The following is an 18,465-nucleotide window of genomic DNA, read 5'->3' as shown; positions in this document are numbered from 1 at the left end:
CTATTTCCACCATGGAGTAAAAATCAAAACGGTGATTTGGTTAAAAATTTTATTGATGGTCAAAAAATAGTAATTCCAAACTCTAAGAGTAAAAAAAGAGATTCAGTTGTAATAATCAATCAAAGTAACATAAAAATATCTAAATTTGATGAAAATAATAAAAAAGAAAAATTGATAGCAACTGTAACATCAATCCAAAAAGATGAAAACAGAGATAATTTACAAATAGAATTTTCCATTTGTGGTATTAATTTTTCTTGTTTAATATCTAAAAATGAGATTCAAAAAGATATTTTATTTCCAGGAGATAAAGTAGAAGTATTTTTTGATTTAGATAGTGTTTGTTGGATGTAAGAGATAAAATAGTAAACTTATGATTATTTAAAAAATTAGGAGCAAATATGTTTGTACAATTAAATGAGAGAGTTCTTTTAAATCTATCTAAAATAACTAGAACGAAAATAGATCATGTTGAAGATGGAATAAGAGTTAGATTTTATGAAGGTCAATATCAAGTTGCAAAGTCAAAAAGATTTGAAACAGTTGAAGATGCTAATAAATGGCTTTTTGAATTATTAAAACCTTTTAATTAAAAAAAGCTAGAAGTTAAAACTTCTAGCTTTGAAGTATTATTTAAATACGTCGTCAGTTTGGCTTCTGTACCAAGCATAAGCATATTGTGCTTCAAGTGGTCTAATGTGTCCATCTGGATCTCTTTCTGGACTAACTCCTCCAGCACCATTAACACTCTCAATATGATCATCATGAGCATTATAAACAGCTGCAATAGAAATACCATATTTTGGACTTAATAAACTATAACAAGTATTTGCAAGTTTTGGAGGATTTATAACTGGTTTATTAGCTAATACTCTTGCAATTTGCATTGCAACAACTTTTCCTTGTGTACTTGCACTAAATGCTGATTTTGGCATTGGGGCTGCATTTGAAGCATCTCCAATAACATGTACATTTTTTACAAGTTTAGATTCAAATGTTTTTGGATGTACAGGACACCAGTCACCTTGAACTAATCCTGAATCAAATGCTAATTGACTAGCTTTTTGATTTGGAATATAGTTTAAAACATCTGCAATAATCTCATCACCATCATCAGTAACAACTAGTTTTTTCTTTGGATCAACACTTACAACTTTTCCACCAAATTGAGCTGGTTTCCACTCAATCATATCTCCATAAAGTTCTTTCCAACCTTGAGTAAATAGACCTTGTTTAGAGAATTTATCTTTTTGATCAAGAATTACTATTTTAGAGTTTGGTTTATTGTTTTTTAAATAGTATGCAACTAAAGAAACTCTTTCATATGGTCCAGGAGGGCATCTAAAAGGGTCTGCAGGTGCTACCATTACAAAAGTTCCACCATCTTTCATATTTTCAAGTTGTTTTTGTAATATAACAGTTTGTTCTCCAGCTTTTACAGCATGAGGTGCATATTTTTGATTATCCTCTGTATAACCTTTTTCAAATTTAAAATCAATTCCAGGGCTTACTATTGCTCTTGTATAGCTAATAGATTCACCATTTTCTAAAATTACACTATTTGTTGCACCATCAACTTTTTTTACTTTTGCGTAGATTACTTTTACATTGTGTTTGTTTTTTAGTGCATTTAAATCTTGCTTAATGAAATCCATTTTCTCCATACCAGCAATAACTGCGTTACTAAATGGACAAGTATAATACTCTTTGTTCTCTTCTATTAAAACAATCTCAACATTTTTATCAAATCTTCTTAAGTATTTAGCAGCAGCTGCTCCACCAAAACCACCACCAACTATTACAACTCTTTGTTTGTCTTGTGGTAAAGTTGCCAACTCTGGACTAACTAAACTATTACAAGCAGCAAAAGATAGTGCAGTAGCACCTAAAAGTATTTTTCCGAAATCTCTTCTATTTAACATTTTAAACTCCTTTGCCTATTTAATTTGTGAGAAATAGTATGCAAGTTGCTCAAGCTCTTCATTACTAAAACCTTTAGTATGCTTCTGCATCATATAAGTTGTACCATCTACATTTTTACCATTTTTAAAGTTAAGTAGTGTTTTATAAAGATAATCTTTAGTTCCACTAATACTAGGAATTGTAGTAACAGATTTACCATTGTTTCCATGACAATTTACACATGACAATGATAACATTTCAGCTCTAACTGGGTCATATTTTGCTGCAAAAGATAAAGTTGCAGTACAAACCAATAAAAACATTAGTTTTTTCATTTTCTCTCCTTATTTAATTTTATTGTAAAGACTAATGATAATTTAATAATCTTAATTTTAATTGAAACTATTAAATTAAATCCCACTTATTTAATTATGATTAAATTGCACTGTGTAGAAACTTCTCAAAGCTTTATTTAAATTACAACTTTGTTTCTACCAGTCTGCTTTGCTTTGTAAAGGTTATCATCTGCTCTTTTTAGTAAACTATCTTTTGTATCATCTTTTTTTGGAATTGCAATTCCAAAACTACTTGTAAGTTTTCCTATTTTTGTAAAATTGAAGTTTTCAACAGCAACTCTCATTTTTTCAGCAACAAGAATTAAATTCTCTTTAGAGTTTGATTCTATTATTGCAATAAACTCTTCACCACCCCATCTATATACTAAATCTGTAGTTCTTATTGCTTTTTTTGTAACATCTGAAAACTCTTGTAAAACTATATCTCCAATATCATGCCCATAAGTATCATTTACTTTTTTAAAGAAATCAATATCATACATAATAACGCTATATTCACAAAATCTTTTCTCTTTTATTATCTTGTCTAAATCAACATTAAATTTACTTCTATTAAAAAGTTTTGTAAGTGTATCTGTATAAGCTTTTTTGATAAAAATATTCTTCTGTATATAATTCACTCTTAAAATATATAAAATGATAAGCAAAGATAGTATTAAATTTAGAGTGATAAAAGCTGAAACTGCTTCTTGTTTTGTATCATTGATAATACTATTTTTTGAGTAAGATAATACATAAGTATTTATACTTTGATCAAAATCAAATATAGGTAAAAAAGTTACTAAATACCACTCATTTTTAATCTTAAAATCTTCTACAAAAGCTTCAAAGGAATCAAGTTTTTGTGAGAAATTTTCTTTAATTTTTGCATCAATTAAAGAGACTGTTTTTTTATCAATAGCTTCAATTTCGCACTCATTAATCTTCTCTTCATAAAACTTGTCGCTTACAGATGAACCAATATAGTACTGTTCAGCTATTTGTTTTAAAGCTCTTTTGTTTACATAATCTTTTGAAATAATTAATTTATACTCATAAGGATAAGTTCTATGTAAAAAGTGATGCATAGCACTAAATGAGCTAGAGAGTTCAACTGTTCCATAAAACTCATTATCAATTATAATTGGAAATACATTTCTAAATCCATTTTGAACCTTTCCCTCTTCAAAACCAAATTGTGGTTTTTTTGTCTCATTGGCTTTTTTTACAGTTGCTCTAACCTCTAAAAGATTATCTCCATAATTTTGTGGTGAATGAAATCTTAAAAAACTATTTCCATATTTATCATGAAAATGAAGTTGTCTAAAATCGTGTTGCAATAATCTATTGTATGTAGAGTAAAGATTGTTTAAAAGTTCATTTCTAGTTCTATTTTTAACAGTTTCATTAGCACTATTTAAATTTTTTAATAGATTTTTTATTTTTTCTTGATACAAAATTTCATCAACAATCATATTTGCAAATTTTTGATTAAAATTTAAAATAATATTTAATTCACTACTTAATTTTTCAATTTGAGAATTTTTAATTTTTTCTATTTTAACTTTATTAAAATGCTCTATTGAAAGGTAGAAAATAGTCTCAATAGCTATTAAAAATAGTATGAAAAAGAGTATAGTTTTTCTTGTTCTCATTAATTTGCCCTAATATAAGAATTTCAAAGTATAGTTAAATAATAATAAAGTTTAGCTTTTTAAAAAAGAGTAAACTTTATTATATTAATTGATTTTTTACAAAATCCAAATAGTGTCCATCTTCTTGCTCTAACTTACTAGCACTTCCACTTTGAACAAGCTCTCCATCATTTAAAACATATATTTTAGAGGCATTTTTAACACTACTTAATCTATGAGCTATTGTTATAACTGTTTTATCTTTTAAAAACTCTTTTAACTCTTTAAATAGATTTGTCTCAGTTTGAACATCAAGTGCTGAAGTTGATTCATCAAAAATTACAACGCTTGGGTTTGCTAAAATCATTCTAGCTATTGATAATCTTTGTCTTTGACCTCCACTTAATCTAACCCCCATTTTCCCAACAATTGTATCAAGACCATTTGGCATATTTTTTAAAACATCATCCATTTGAGCAATTTTTAAAGCTTTATAAATATTATTATCATCAATATTTTCACCCATTGTTAGATTAAATCTAAGAGTGTTATTAAATAATATTGGCATTTGAAGAACCAAAAATACGCTATTTCTTAAACTCTTTTTATCTATATCATCAATACTTATATTGTTGTATAAAATATCGCCTGAGCTTTTTTCATAAAATCCAGCAATTAATTGAGATATTGTAGTTTTACCACTACCACTTGCTCCAATAATTGCAATTTTTTCACCAGCTTTTATATCAAAACTTATGTTTGATAGATTATTTTTATCTTTATTATATGAAAAAGATAGATTTTTTAAAGAGATATCAACCCCATTTTTACTATCTAATTTTATATCTCCATCTTTTTCACAAGATAACTCTAAAACACTATTTATTCTTCCTATTGCTGCTTTTGCACTTGCAAGTGAGTATTGAATAGATAAAATCTCTTGAACAGGAGACATAATAAACCAAATATAACCAAACATAGCAAACATTAAACCAATTGATAAATCACTATAAGCTACAAGTAAAAGTCCAGTTGCTCTAAATATTTCAAATGCAAATAGAAATATTGTATAAGATAGTTTTTCAAAAGCAACACTTTTGTAGCCAAACTCATTTGAAGTTATTTTTATATCATCTGCTTTTTTTATAGACTCTTCAAAAAAATCATTCTCTTTATTACTTGCTTTTATTTGTGAAAATAGATCTAAAGTCTCATTTATATTACTTTGAAAAGACTCTATGGCTTTGTTTTCCTCTTTTTTTAACTCTCCAGTTTTTTTCGCAATTTTTCTAGAAATTATTGCAATAGTTGGTTGTGTAAAAAGAATCATTAAACCTAAAACTAAATCTATATTTATAATTATTAAAGCAACTGCAATTAAAGTTAAAGATGAAGTAATTAGTTTACTTGCAACATTTACAATAAAACTATCTAAAGTATTTACATCTGTAATTAAATTTGCAGCAATCTTTCCACTACCAATTGTTTCATACTCATTTGTTGTAACTTTTTTTAAATGATTTAGAAGTTTTACTCTTATATCAAATATAACAATTTTTGATATTTTTGTAAAAATTTTACTATTTATTACTCCAAATATAAAGTGTAAAAATCTTAATAATATTACAACAACTGTAACAATTGCTATATAATAAAATGGATCCCCACTTCCAAAAAAGTAGTCTATGTTATTTACAAAAAAACTTGGTTTTTCAAGTAAAACTTCATCAACTAATAAAGGAAGCAATAAAGGAATTGGAACACTTATAAAAATTCCAATTATAGTAAAAAGTTGTCCCCAAAGTAGGGCTCTTTTATTTTTTAAAAGTAGTTTAAAAATATATTTTAAAGATATTTTTTCGTTCATAAAATTTAAATAAGAGATAAATCTCTTATTTATGCCTTTACATCGTGAACAACTGCTATTTTTCCACTCCAAAGTTTAAAAATATCACAAGCAACTTTAGCTCCATCTCCACTTGCACATGAAAACATTGTAGGAACACCACTTGCAAGTCCAGCTACATATAGATTTTTAGAGATTAAATTGTTTGAATTTTCCAAATATATATTATTTGGTTTTGGAACAAATATGTTATCTTTTACATTTACATCTTCACACTCTATATCAAATTTATGAAGACCAGTTGCTAATACTACAATTGAAGCTTCATAAGTAGAATTTTCAGTTGTTATTTTAAAATATTCACCTAAATTCTCAATTTTAGTAGCTTTTTCATCTTTTAATTCAACATCTTTATATATTTCTAGCTGTTTTTTCATTTTAAGAAGTAAATCAACACCATTGATTCCACTATCAACTCCAGCAACATTGAAATATTTTCCAACATTTAAATCACTTTTATTATCATCTAAAATTAAGTATTTTTTACCTTTTGCCCAATCAAATTTATCATTTGCACTTCCTAAAGTCAAAGCACAAGCAAAGCCAGCAGCTCCAGCTCCAATAATTACTACATCATATCTCATAATATTTTCCTTTCATTTAAAAAATTTTCGTAGTTTAACAAAACAGATATAAACTTACTCTTTTATCCACTCTTTTACACTAGAAGCAAAAAGCTCTGGAAACTCCAAAGGAATATTATGGCTAGTTCCATCTCTTTTTATTAATTTAATATTATGTTTTTGATTATGTAGTTTATCTAAAGCCTCCAAATCCAAAAGTCTATCATTTGAGCTATAAAGCATATGCATAGGGATAGTTTTATCTTTTAATTTATCAAATAGATCTACTCTATTAAAAGTACTTTTTAGTTGAGTTAAAAAAGTATCTCTTCCTAAATCATTAAACATATCAACCATAGTTTGAGCCAAAGATAAATCACTTTGATTTTGCTCTTCTAAAAGCATTATTGCTTTTTCAAGCTCCAAACCAAATTCACTACTATTTTCAAAATCTACTAACTTTTTTTCTCTTCTTTCAAGCTCAACTTTAGATGTAGTTCCAGGTGTTGCAGCTACTGTAAATAATCTTTTAACTCTTTTTGGATATTTACAAGTAAAATATGATGCGATATATCCTCCTAGTGAAAATCCTAAGATATTTATCTTATCTTCTTTTAACTCTTTGTTTAAAATATCAACAATCTCATCAAAATCTGTTGAACTTGGAATAGGTATATGAATAATTTCAAAATCATCTTTTAAAAGTGGTAATGCTTTGCTCCAAAGTCTAATATCTGTCATAAGACCTGGTATAAAATATATCTTTTCTCTCATTTTATCTCTTTGTATAGTTTCTTTGCATTTTAAGTAAAATTGGCTTAATCTATAAATATTATTATAAATAGATAAGTTTAACTTATTTATTTGTAATTAAGTTATCTTATATATAATTTCAAAAAACTTAAGGAGTTTAAATGAATATTTTTGAAAAAATAAGAGCTTTTTGTAGACCATTTAGAATAGTTTTAGGGCTTGTTTTAATTGCAATTGGTATTTATACAGGGATTGTTTGGTTTTATTTAGGAGTTATTCCATTGATTGTAGGACTTATGGATATTTGTCCTGTTTGTATGATTAGTAAAAAGTGTACGCCAAAAACAAAAAAAGATTAAGAGATTTTCTCTTAATCTAATCTATAAATTTAACTACAATCATACCTTCAAATTTCTCATTATTATAAAATTCAACTCTATATTGATTTAAAGATCTATCAATTGAGAAGCTATTTACCATATCTTTTTTTGTTAAAGTGATATTGTCTTCACTATCAACACCATCTTTACTAAATCCAATAACATTTACTCTAAGTGGTGTAGTTAGAACTTTGAAGCTATTTTTTACTTCAATAATATTTGCAAATGATGTATCTATAATTTGTCCATCTATTTCAAATTTTATATCGTGAATATTTTTCTCAATTTCAAAATATTGAGGAACAAGTGAAGTTATAAGTCTGTTTCCAATAAAAATTCTATATGAACCATTTTGAAATTTAGCTTCACCAATTGGGTGTTCAAAATTAAAGATATTTTCACCTTTATTTAGAGGAACAAATCTTAAAATTGGTCTTATATTATTCAAATCTAGTTTTATATTATCATTTATAGTAACTGTTTTAAACTCATTTAAAAGTTTCTCTACCTCTTTTAGATTATTTAAATCAAAGTCTCTAGTAAACTCAATATTCATTATCTTCATAAACTCTTCAATTGATTTTAGTTGATATATAACTTTATGAGTTAAATCTGTAATATTTTTGCTTGTTTCAATTGCAAAAGCTGGTTTATTGTTTGTGACTGCAAAAAAAGTTAAAGATAGCTGTTGTTGCTCATCTTTATACTTTGTTTCAGTATTTTTTACACCAAAATAGTGGTAATCTTTAAAAAGCATATCACTATTTAAATTATCTCTTACAGTTGTAGCTATCTCATCAAGATTTCCAAATTTTTCCAATGAGTCAATCTTTTTTTGATCAATTATTGTTGCTTGTCCCCAAGCTCTTGGATTAAATATAGCATTTTCATAAGTTTGTCTATAAAATCCATGCCCATCGTGTAGATTTAAGATTAAATCAACTTTTGGATTTAAAATTAGCTCTTTAATTTTATTTACATTTACATAATCAGGGTCATTTTTTGAAATAGTACTAAATTTTCTATTCATATCATTGTAAACACCTCTTCTATTTGCAACCATACTATCTATATTTACACTTGGTGCAATCCAAACACTCCCTTTTGTAATATTATAGTGTTGCTCTAAAAATGCTGGAGCAAAATAACCACCTGGTTCATCTCCGTGTATTCCACCAATTATTAAAAGAGTATTTTCATTTTCATCTAAAGAGCCTTTTTTATATAGAGTAAACTCTTTATTGGCTGCAAAGATATTTGTAAGTAAAAATAAAATTAGAAAAAGAGATTTCATATCTATCCTATGTTTAAAAATTAATAAAAAATGGCTTGTATAATAGCTAAAGCATATTTAGATAAGGATTAAAATTATATTTTAAGAAATAATAAATTTTTAAAATAATATTTTTTATTGTATGATAAATTTTTAAAACAATATAATATGGATAAAATTTTATGAAAAACAGAGATAAAAAATATATAGAAAAATTTGAAGAGGTTTTAAATTTAGCTGATTACTCATTTGTAAACAATTTAAATCCTGATCCAGAGACAAATTTAAACAAAGATAATAAATTTGCTAGAGAGGTTTTTAGTGGACACTATGTAGAGGTTGAACCAACAGCTATAAAAGAGCCAATTTATGTAGTTCATAGTAAAAACTTTTTTGAAGAGTTGGGTTTTAGTGAAGAGTTATTAAAAGAAGATGAGTTTATAAAACTATTTTCAGGAGATATCTCAAATGTTTCAAGAAAAAATGATATAAAATCTTGGGCAACTGGATATGCTTTATCTATTTATGGAACTGAGTATTATGCACAATGCCCTTTTCAAACTGGAAATGGCTACGGAGATGGTAGGGCAATCTCTGTTTTGGAAGCTGTGATAAATGGTAAAAGATGGGAATTTCAACTAAAAGGTGGTGGAAAAACTCCATATTGTAGAGGTGCTGATGGAAGGGCAGTTTTAAGATCAAGTGTTAGAGAGTTTTTGGCTCAAGAGCATATGCACTCTTTAGAAATTCCTACTTCAAGGTCTTTAACTTTGTTTACTTCTAAAAAAGAGCAGGTAACTAGACCTTGGTTCAATGAGAATTCTTACTCAAAAGATCCTGAAGTTATGATAGAAGAAGATGTTGCGATTACTACTAGAGTTGCATCTTCATTTTTAAGAGTAGGGCAAATAGAACTTTTTGGAAGACGAGCTAGAAAAAATGAACATAAAGATGCTTTAAAAGAGTTAGAAATGATTGTTTTACACTTGATTGATAGAGAATATAGTGAAGAAATTAAAGAAGATTTGAGTCTGGAAGAAAAAGTGCTTTTACTAGCACAAAGTTTTCAAGATAGACTTACTTCTTTAGTAGCAAATTGGATCAAAGTTGGGTACTGTCAAGGAAATTTCAATAGTGACAACTGTGCAGCTGGTGGTTTTACACTTGATTATGGACCATTTGGATTTATAGAGATGTTTGAGCCAAAATATCAATCTTGGACTGGTGGTGGAATGCACTTTTCATTTTTTAATCAGCCAAGAGCTGCACAAAAAAACTTCAAATCATTTTGTAGTGCTTTAAAGCCATTAATTAGTTTAAATAAAGAGGCTTTTGAAAAGCTTGAAAATATAGAGAATAGTTTTGCAAATGTTATGCAAGAGAAGATGCAAAATATGTGGGCTAGTAAGATGGGATTAGAAAAGTTTGATTTTGGACTTTTTGATGAGCTTATAAATCTTATGATAGATACAAAAGTTGACTACACAATATTTTTTAGAGAGTTATCAAATATTGTAGATGATATTTCAAATATAGAAAAAAGCTTTTATGTAAATTTAGAAAATGATATTTTAAAACAAAGATGGAATAGTTGGTTTGAAAACTGGAAAGTAAAAATAAATGTAAATGATGAAGAATCAAAACAAAAACTATCAAATCAAATGAAACTAATAAATCCAAAATATACTCTAAGAGAGTGGCATTTAGTTTGGGCATATAAAGAGGCAGAAAAAGGAAATTATAAACCAATAAAAGAGCTACAAGAGATAATGACAAATCCATATAGTGAGCAAACAAAAGAGATAGAAGAGAAGTACTATACTAAAAAACCAAAAGATTTTTTTGGAATAGCTGGAATATCACATGTTAGTTGTTCTTCTTGATATTTTATTATTTTTTAATATTTGTAGCTGAATTAATAATTTCAATTTCTTTTGCAATATCTTTTGCTGTTGGAGAATTTAAAGTAAAGTAAAAACTTGATGCACCTATAATAAAACTTACAATAGTTATAATATATGCTATATTAGCTTTCTTTTTAATTTTTTCTTGTTCAGATTTTAATTCAACATAATGATTTAAATTATTAATAATTGGATTTAGAAGTTCTTTTATATCATCTTTATTATCAAGTTTAATTTTTGAGAGTTTTATTAAAGAAGGCTTTACTTCATCTGGCATTCCATTGAAAGGTTCTTCAATTTCTATTTCCTCTATAAGTTTATTTATTTTATTGAAAGAGTCTTTATCTTCAGTTTCCTTAAGTAGTTTATAAATAATATTTTTTGAGCTAACTGATGATAAATTAAAAGATTTGCCTATGTTAATTATATCTTTTGATGTTAAATTTATTTCAGATGATAATTTTTTATTTATATTATTAAGCATAGCTTTCTTGTCTTTATTTTTTATATATAGTAAATATAGAAAAAATATACAAAAGATTACAATTAAAAATATATATAATATAGAAAAAAGTAAATTGAAATTTTCAATATTCATAAATATTCCCTTTATTTAATAGTAAGATGTTAAAGTTAGCTTAACATAAAATATTATATCAAACTAACTTAAGAGAATAAATTATTCCCACTCAATAGTTGCTGGTGGTTTTGATGAAATATCATAAACTACTCTGTTAATTCCATGTACTTCATTTATAATTCTTCTACTAATTGTCTCTAAAATTTCGTGAGGAATATGAGAGAATGTTGCAGTCATACCATCTGTTGCATCAACAATTCTTACACAAACAGTGTTGTCATAAGTTCTATTATCACCCATAACACCAACAGATTTTACATTTAATAAAACTGTAAATGCTTGCCAAGTTTTTTCATAGTATCCAGTTGAGTGTAGAACATCTAGTAAGATAACATCTGCCTTTCTTAATAAATCTAAGTCAGGTTTATTTACATCTCCCATAACTCTAATAGCAAGTCCAGGTCCAGGGAATGGGTGTCTATTTATCATCATTTTAGGAAGCCCAAGCTCAAGTCCAAGCTCTCTTACTTCATCTTTAAAGATTTCTCTTAAAGGCTCAACAAGTTCAAATTTCATCCAATCAGGAAGTCCACCAACATTGTGGTGCGATTTTATAGTTTTTGAAGGACCTTTAACTGAAACAGATTCAATAACATCTGTATATAAAGTTCCTTGAGCTAAGAATTCAACGCCTTGGTGTTTTTTTGCCTCTTTATCAAATACTTCAATAAATGTTTCACCAATAATTTTTCTTTTTGTTTCAGGGTCAGTCACACCTGCAAGTTTTGTTAAAAATTGCTCACTTGCATCAACAGTTATTAAATCAATACCTCTACCTTTAAATATAGTTTCAACTTGTTCTCTTTCGTTTGCTCTTAAAAGTCCATTATCAACAAATACAGGAATTACTTGATTTCCAATTGCTTCAAATAGAAGAGTCGCCACAACAGAGCTATCAACTCCACCACTTACAGCACAAAGAACTTTTTTATTTCCAACTTGAGCTTTTATTTTAGCAATTTGCTCTTTTGCAAAACTTCCCATATTCCAAGTGCTTTCACAACCACAAATATATTTTGCAAAGTTTTTAAGTAGTTTACTACCACATTCTGAGTGATAAACTTCAGGATGGAATTGGAATGCATAAATATTTCTATTTGTGTCAGCAATTGCTGCAAATGGAGAGTTTTCACTAATTGCAATTTTCTCAAATCCAGTTGGAATTGATTCAACTTTATCTCCGTGGCTCATCCAAACAATCTGCTCATTTGGAGTATCTGTAAATATTGGATTTTCACCAATTAATTCTAATTTTGCTTTTCCATACTCTTGACTATTTGCTCTTACAACACTTCCACCAAAATATTGAGTGATAAGTTGCATACCGTAGCAAATTCCTAAAATTGGAAGTCCTAAATCAAATATTGTTGAATCAGGATGATAAGCATCAGCTGCATATACAGAAGCTGGTCCTCCTGAAAGAATTAATCCTTTTGGCGTTCTTGCCATAATATCTTCTATTGCCTCATTGTAAGGAACTATTTCAGAGTAAACTCCGTTTTCTCTTAATTTTCTAGCAATAATTTGTGTGTATTGGCTACCAAAATCTAATACTACTATTGGTACATGTTTCATCTATATTCAGCCTTTCTTTTTGTACTTTATTTTTTTAAAGCTATTATTTTACCTAAACTCTATTTAATCTTCTTTTATAAAATGAGCACCTAATGATTTTTCCATATTTAAAGCTTGACTTAAGACCTCTTTGGCACAAAGAAGTCTAAGATGAAGCATTCTTCCAATATCCTCTTTTAAATACTCATCAACTTTTTCTAAAGCTTTTTTTAACTCAGATTTCTCTCTAATAATTCCAGCACTATCCCACATTATTCTTCTTAAAGAGTCTTTTATATTTTTATCAATTGGTTTTGTTTTTGTGTATAAAATCTCTTTTTGTGTGTAATTTTTTAAATCTATTTTAAAATCATCTTTTAATGATGTTTCAACTGCAATTTTTGAGAAGACTAAACCTTCTAATAAAGAGTTTGATGCTAATCTATTTGCTCCATGAAGTCCAAAACAAGATACCTCTCCAACTGCATAAAGATTTTTACAGTTTAAAACTTTTGCATTTAAATCAACCTCTATTCCACCCATTGAGTAGTGAAAAGCTGGACTTATTGGAACTTTTTCAAAAGGTAGTTCATATCCCAAATCTTTTAAATTTGCATATATATTTGGAAATCTTTGTTTAAATGCTTTTTTCTCAAAATTTTCAAAGCTTAAATAAATTTGTTGTTTCGTTTTTTTATGATAATCATAAATAGACCTACTAACTACATCTCTTGGAGCTAATTCTGCATCTTTGTGATAATCAAATAAAAATCTTCTATTGTTCTCATCTACTATAAATGCTCCTTCTCCTCTCAAAGCTTCAGATAACAAAGGTTTTCTTGCAAAAGTTGTACCTTTTAAAACTGTTGGATGAAATTGAGTAAATTGCATATCTTTTAATTTAAGATTTTTTAAAACAGCAAGTCCTTGTATCTCTCCACTATCAGCAGTTGAGTTTGTGTGATATTTATAAATAGAACCAAATCCGCCACTTGCTAAAATTGTATTGTGAGCATAAACTGTTTTTTGAACACCATCTTTTGTAAAAAATGAAACTCCATAACAAACACCATCTTGAAGCAAAATATCACAAACAGTAGATTCAGAGATTAGTTGTGATGAGATATGTTTTAATAAAAAAAGATGAAGTTCTCTACCTGTTGCATCACCATTTGAGTGCAAAATTCTATTTGTACTATGAGCAGCCTCTTTTGTATAACACAGATTTCCATCTTTATCTTTATCAAACTGCATTCCACTTTTAATAAGTTCATCAATTACTAATAAAGAGTTTTCACTTAGAGTTTTTACAGCCTCATAGTTATTATAAAAAGCACCAGCTTCTAAAGTATCTTTTATATGAAGCTCTATATCATCTTTGTTTTTTGCTGCTGCAATTCCACCTTGTGCCCAAAATGTATTTGAGTTCCAAGGAAGCATTTTTGCAAGAATTAAGACTTTTTTATCTTTTGGTAAAAGTCTAGCAGCATTTAAACCAGCAACTCCAGAACCAACAATTATATAATCATAAATCATTGGTTTTGAGTTTTTTCAGCAGGAGCTGAATATCTAGGGTCTGCTTTATAGCCACAACCACTTAAACTAAATAAAAAACTAGCTATAATTAAGCCATGAAAAATATTAATCAAATTCTTAGTCATATTGCACTTGATCCTAACTTTAATAAAGTAAATACCTTTTTAGATATAAAAAGATTTGTAAATATACTACCTTTAAAATTAAAAAGTGGCATAAAATTTGTATATGTTAAGAATCAAACTATGCATTTTGTACTAACTCATCAACTTTACAAAGTGGAATTTGAGCACAATAAAGCAACTTTAAAAGCTCTTTTAAAGATGGTAAATTTTGAAAATATTACAAATTTCTCTTTTTTTGTATCAAATGTAGTTGAAAAAAAAGAGCAAAATTTTGAACAAAATAGCCCAAAATATAAAGAAAAAAGTTATGCAATCTTTGAAAATAGGGCAAAGAGTGAAAATATTTATAAAAAATTTGAAGAGATAAGATCAATTATAAAAGAGTCTTAAAAAACTTCTCTATTTTTTTATAATTTGGAGAGAATTTCTCTACTAAAAAGTAGAAATCTTTTGAGTGATTTTTGTGTTGAATATGTGCTAATTCGTGAATTACAATATATTCAATTATAAAAATAGGGTACTTTGCCAATAAAATATTAAAATTTAATTCATTTTTAAAGTTGCAAGAACCCCAAGTTCTTCTATTTTTTCTATATGATATTTTTGTTGGATATAGTTGCATTAAATTTGAATACTTTTCAACTAAAGAAGGAATAATTTTTTGAATCTCTTCTTTATAAAATTTATCTAAATCTTTTATTAAAAAATCACTTAATAATTTTTTTTCTCCAAAATATAAAAACTCATTTTCTTTTAATTTTTTACTATTTTGTTTTTGAATATTTTCAATTAGCCAATCTTTTTTTCTATATATTAAATCTTTTGCATCTAAAATTGTAAAATATCTATTTGCTTTAATTTGGATTAGATTATCGCTTAAAACTCTTAAATAGCAATGTTTTATATTTTTTTTATTTTGTAGTTCTACATCAACTAAGAAATTGTTTAGTTCTATTTTAAAATTCAAAGAGAGCCTTTAAGTAAATTTTGATAATATTCGCAAATTTATAGTATATCTATAATGAGATAAATTTTAAGGATACTATCGTGAAAATAGCAAGTAGAATGGATAAGTTAGCTCCTTCTGTTACTTTGGCAATTACAGCTTTGGCAAATGAATTAAAAGCACAAGGAAAAGATATATTAAGTTTTAGTGCAGGAGAACCAGATTTTGATACTCCAGCAATTGTAAAAAATGCCGCAATTAAAGCTATCAATGATGGTAAGACGAAATATACAGCAGTTGAAGGAATAAAAGAGCTAAAACAAGCTATTGCTTCTAAGCTAAAAAGAGATCATAATTTAGATTATAGTATTGATAAAATCGTTGTAAGTAATGGTGCAAAACACTCTTTATTTAATTTAGCACAAGCATTAATTGATGATGGTGATGAAGTTATAATTCCAAGTCCATATTGGGTTACTTATCCAGAACTTGTTGTTTATAGTGGTGGAGTTCCTGTATTTATTGAAACAGATGAAACAACTGAATTTAAAATTACACCAGAACAATTAAAAAAAGTAATTACTAAAAAAACAAAAATTTTAATGCTAAACTCTCCATCAAATCCAACAGGAGCAATCTACTCAAAAGATGAATTATTGGCTCTTGGAGAAGTTTTAAAAGGTAGTGATATTATTGTTATTTCTGATGAAATGTATGAAAAGCTAAGTTATAAAGGTAAAAAATTCACTGCAACTGCTGAAGTTAGTGAAGATTTATATAATAGAACTATAACTGTAAATGGACTTAGTAAATCAGTTGCTATGACTGGATGGAGATTTGGGTATTTAGCTGTTCCTGATGTAAAAGTTGCAAAAGCTATTACAAAACTTCAAGGGCAAGCAACTTCAAATATAAACTCAATTACTCAATATGCAGCAATTCCTGCACTTTTAGGTGAAGCTGACAAAGATATTGAGATGATGAGAGTAGAGTTTGAAAAGAGAAAAGATTTTGCTGTTAAAGCTATTAATAGTATAAAAAATCTATCTTGTTATGATCCTGATGGTGCTTTTTATCTATTTATAAATATTAAAGAGTTCTCAAATGACTCTATGAAATTTTGTTCTGATTTACTTGAAAGTAAAGGTGTAGCTTTGGTTCCAGGACTTGCATTTGGAATGGAAGGTTATGCTAGATTATCTTTTGCTACAAGTATGAAAGCTTTAGAAGATGGAATAAATAGAATTAAAGAGTTTGTTCAAAAATAGACTTCTTATATAAAAATAGAAGATATTAATATCTTCTATTTTTTAATAAATAAAATCTCAAAAATTTAAGCGACATTATGGAACATTTTTTAATTACCCTTTTCTTTACTATTTTTATAGCAACTACTTTAAATATTATTTTTAAAAGATTTGGGATCTCTCATATTATTGGGTACATATTAACAGGTGTTATTATTGGTTATGCTTTCCATTTTAATGGAGTTGATGTTAAAAATTTAGAGACTATTGGTGAGTTTGGAATTGTATTTTTAATGTTTACAATAGGTCTTGAGATGAGTCTTAGCAAAATTAAAAAGATGAAAGATATTCTTTTAATAAATGGATTTTTGCAAGTTGTAATAAGCACTATATTAATTTACATAATAGCTTATTTTATTTTTGAGTTATCAATTGAGATAGCTTTAATTGTATCTTTGGCTTTCTCTTTATCTTCAACTGCAATTGTTTTACCATATTTAAAATCCTCAAAAGATATCTATACACCTTATGGAGAAAAATCAACTGCTATTTTAATTTTTCAAGATTTAGCAGTTATTCCAATACTACTTTTAATATCATTTTTAACAAATGACAATTTGTCTATTCAAGAGGTTCTTTTAAAAACTGTAATATCTGCACTTATAATAACAGTTTTAATGTTTTTTGTAGGAAAGCATCTTATAACTTGGCTTTTAAAATTTGCATCAGATAGTAGAATCGATGAGATATTTATAGGAGCAGTTTTATCAATAGTTGTAGGTGCTTCTTTACTTGCAGAATATTTAGGTTTTACATACTCACTTGGAGCTTTTTTGGCTGGAGTTATTATTGTTGATACAAAATTTAATATAAAAGTTGAATCAGATATATCAAATTTTAAAGATCTGTTATTAGGAACATTTTTCTTTGCTGTTGGAACAAAAATAGATATTGTATATTTTTTAGAGAATATTCATATAGTTTTAGGAATTTTTCTTTTAGTTATGATTATAAAAGCTTTAGTTGTATATCTAATTATTAGAAGAGACTCAGATGCAGATACATCTATTAAAACAGCTATTGCTCTTTGTCAAATTGGTGAGTTCTCTTTTGTTATTTTGACTTTAGCTTCAAACAAAAATATAATAGATGAAAATACAGCTAGTTTTTTAATGTTGGTTTCAATTATTTCAATAATATTAACACCATTTTTACTAAATAAAATATCTCAAATATCAACTCTGTTTGCAAAAAATTTAAGAGTTGATGATATTAAAGTTGATGAAAAAAATCATATTATAGTTTGTGGATTCTCTATTTTAGGAAGAGTTGTTGCTAGAGATTTATCAGATAGAAATATGCCTTTTGTAATTGTTTCAAATGATATTAGACAAATTCAAGTTGCAACAAAAATGGGTTATAAAGCATATTTTGGTCACTTAGATAAAAAATCAGTTTTAGAAGCTTTAAAAGTGGAAGATAGTTCAAGTATTATAATAACTATTAATGAAATACATGAAAAAATACTTATTTGTGATGCCATATTAAAATATTGTCCAGATGCAAATATTATTTTAAAATATGAATCATTAGAAGAAAGACATATTTTAAATGATTTAAAAATTAAAAAATTTGTTCATGCACATGCTGAAATTGGAAGATTATTAGTAGAAGAGGCAACTCACTGTTGTGACTTAAGACTTCACAGATATGATTGATTTTATTAAAAAATAAACTTAAAATTTATAAAATTTAGATAAAATATTT

At 26.9% G+C, this 18,465-nt stretch carries 18 protein-coding genes; 7 read left to right on the top strand and 11 right to left on the bottom strand.

The genetic code is table 11. The features are described 5' to 3' along the window. Together WC168_RS06520 and WC168_RS06515 are read left to right on the top strand one after the other, a co-directional pair. Window positions 1-354, top strand: a 354-nt coding sequence (locus tag WC168_RS06520) for a hypothetical protein (RefSeq protein ID WP_372618222.1), incomplete at its 5' end; no start/stop codon positions are given. 47 nt (window positions 355-401) lie between these two features. Continuing rightward, entirely contained in the window at window positions 402-593 is a 192-nt protein-coding gene (locus WC168_RS06515) for a sodium-dependent tyrosine transporter (RefSeq protein WP_066355963.1), read from the top strand. Window positions 594-629: 36 nt separating this feature from the next. On the opposite strand, the gene WC168_RS06510 is transcribed toward WC168_RS06515, so the two are convergent. The 6 genes from WC168_RS06510 to WC168_RS06485 all read right to left on the bottom strand — a co-directional run bounded on the left by WC168_RS06510 (window position 630) and on the right by WC168_RS06485 (window position 7,114). Beyond that, window positions 630-1,922, bottom strand: a complete 1,293-nt coding sequence (locus tag WC168_RS06510; RefSeq protein WP_109158579.1) for an NAD(P)/FAD-dependent oxidoreductase — start codon at window positions 1,920-1,922, stop codon at window positions 630-632. A gap of 15 nt (window positions 1,923-1,937) precedes the next feature. Beyond that, window positions 1,938-2,237 (bottom strand): c-type cytochrome, encoded by a 300-nt coding sequence (locus WC168_RS06505; RefSeq protein WP_066161147.1) that lies wholly within the window; start codon window positions 2,235-2,237, stop codon window positions 1,938-1,940. A gap of 137 nt (window positions 2,238-2,374) precedes the next feature. After that, complete coding sequence (locus tag WC168_RS06500; RefSeq protein ID WP_372618220.1) at window positions 2,375-3,892, bottom strand: diguanylate cyclase; 1,518 nt, start codon at window positions 3,890-3,892, stop codon at window positions 2,375-2,377. Window positions 3,893-3,971: 79 nt separating this feature from the next. Beyond that, a complete protein-coding gene (locus WC168_RS06495) occupies window positions 3,972-5,738 on the bottom strand; it encodes an ABC transporter ATP-binding protein (protein WP_372618218.1) in 1,767 nt (588 codons plus the stop codon). Between the two features lie 29 nt (window positions 5,739-5,767). Further along, entirely contained in the window at window positions 5,768-6,361 is a 594-nt protein-coding gene (locus tag WC168_RS06490; RefSeq protein WP_372618216.1) for an FAD-dependent oxidoreductase, read from the bottom strand. A gap of 54 nt (window positions 6,362-6,415) precedes the next feature. Beyond that, window positions 6,416-7,114: an alpha/beta hydrolase gene (locus tag WC168_RS06485; RefSeq protein ID WP_279135072.1), complete on the bottom strand. Its 699-nt coding sequence runs from the start codon at window positions 7,112-7,114 to the stop codon at window positions 6,416-6,418. Between the two features lie 140 nt (window positions 7,115-7,254). Between WC168_RS06485 and WC168_RS06480 the strand changes: the two genes are divergently transcribed. Beyond that, on the top strand, window positions 7,255-7,452 hold the full coding sequence (locus WC168_RS06480) for a DUF2892 domain-containing protein (protein ID WP_066350687.1): 198 nt from the start codon (window positions 7,255-7,257) through the stop codon (window positions 7,450-7,452). 16 nt (window positions 7,453-7,468) lie between these two features. On the opposite strand, the gene WC168_RS06475 is transcribed toward WC168_RS06480, so the two are convergent. Next, window positions 7,469-8,767 carry a M99 family carboxypeptidase catalytic domain-containing protein gene (locus WC168_RS06475; protein ID WP_372618214.1) on the bottom strand — a complete coding sequence of 433 codons (1,299 nt, stop codon included), beginning with the start codon at window positions 8,765-8,767 and terminating at the stop codon, window positions 7,469-7,471. 161 nt (window positions 8,768-8,928) lie between these two features. Between WC168_RS06475 and WC168_RS06470 the strand changes: the two genes are divergently transcribed. Then, the gene (locus WC168_RS06470; RefSeq protein ID WP_372618212.1) at window positions 8,929-10,629 is read left to right on the top strand and encodes a protein adenylyltransferase SelO family protein; all 1,701 of its coding nucleotides are present in this window, start codon (window positions 8,929-8,931) and stop codon (window positions 10,627-10,629) included. A gap of 7 nt (window positions 10,630-10,636) precedes the next feature. On the opposite strand, the gene WC168_RS06465 is transcribed toward WC168_RS06470, so the two are convergent. The 3 genes from WC168_RS06465 to nadB form a co-directional block, all read right to left on the bottom strand. Beyond that, window positions 10,637-11,134, bottom strand: a complete 498-nt coding sequence (locus tag WC168_RS06465) for a hypothetical protein (protein WP_164699309.1) — start codon at window positions 11,132-11,134, stop codon at window positions 10,637-10,639. A 195-nt stretch (window positions 11,135-11,329) separates the two neighbouring features. Next, on the bottom strand, window positions 11,330-12,865 hold the full coding sequence (gene guaA / locus WC168_RS06460) for a glutamine-hydrolyzing GMP synthase (RefSeq protein WP_066161112.1): 1,536 nt from the start codon (window positions 12,863-12,865) through the stop codon (window positions 11,330-11,332). A 63-nt stretch (window positions 12,866-12,928) separates the two neighbouring features. Beyond that, window positions 12,929-14,380, bottom strand: a complete 1,452-nt coding sequence (nadB, locus tag WC168_RS06455) for an L-aspartate oxidase (protein ID WP_319046857.1) — start codon at window positions 14,378-14,380, stop codon at window positions 12,929-12,931. Window positions 14,381-14,475: 95 nt separating this feature from the next. On the opposite strand from nadB, the gene WC168_RS06450 reads away from it, so the two are divergent. Further along, the gene (locus WC168_RS06450) at window positions 14,476-14,895 is read left to right on the top strand and encodes a hypothetical protein (protein WP_066161105.1); all 420 of its coding nucleotides are present in this window, start codon (window positions 14,476-14,478) and stop codon (window positions 14,893-14,895) included. On the opposite strand, the gene WC168_RS06445 is transcribed toward WC168_RS06450, so the two are convergent. After that, the gene (locus WC168_RS06445; RefSeq protein WP_319045482.1) at window positions 14,879-15,472 is read right to left on the bottom strand and encodes a YgjP-like metallopeptidase domain-containing protein; all 594 of its coding nucleotides are present in this window, start codon (window positions 15,470-15,472) and stop codon (window positions 14,879-14,881) included. The genes WC168_RS06450 and WC168_RS06445 overlap by 17 nt on opposite strands. An 80-nt stretch (window positions 15,473-15,552) precedes the next feature. Here WC168_RS06445 and WC168_RS06440 point away from each other — a divergent pair, with 80 nt between their 5' ends. Together WC168_RS06440 and WC168_RS06435 are read left to right on the top strand one after the other, a co-directional pair. Beyond that, a complete protein-coding gene (locus WC168_RS06440; protein WP_372618209.1) occupies window positions 15,553-16,719 on the top strand; it encodes a pyridoxal phosphate-dependent aminotransferase in 1,167 nt (388 codons plus the stop codon). A 77-nt stretch (window positions 16,720-16,796) separates the two neighbouring features. Further along, window positions 16,797-18,416, top strand: coding sequence for a cation:proton antiporter (locus tag WC168_RS06435; protein ID WP_372618207.1), 1,620 nt, complete (start codon window positions 16,797-16,799; stop codon window positions 18,414-18,416). The last annotated feature ends 49 nt before the right edge of the window (window positions 18,417-18,465 follow it).

Origin of the sequence: Aliarcobacter sp. (assembly GCF_041672065.1) — a bacterium.
GTDB lineage: Bacteria > Campylobacterota > Campylobacteria > Campylobacterales > Arcobacteraceae > Aliarcobacter > Aliarcobacter skirrowii.
Note: the sequence above shows the minus strand (reverse complement) of the source record. Positions and strands in the feature narration are given on the sequence as shown.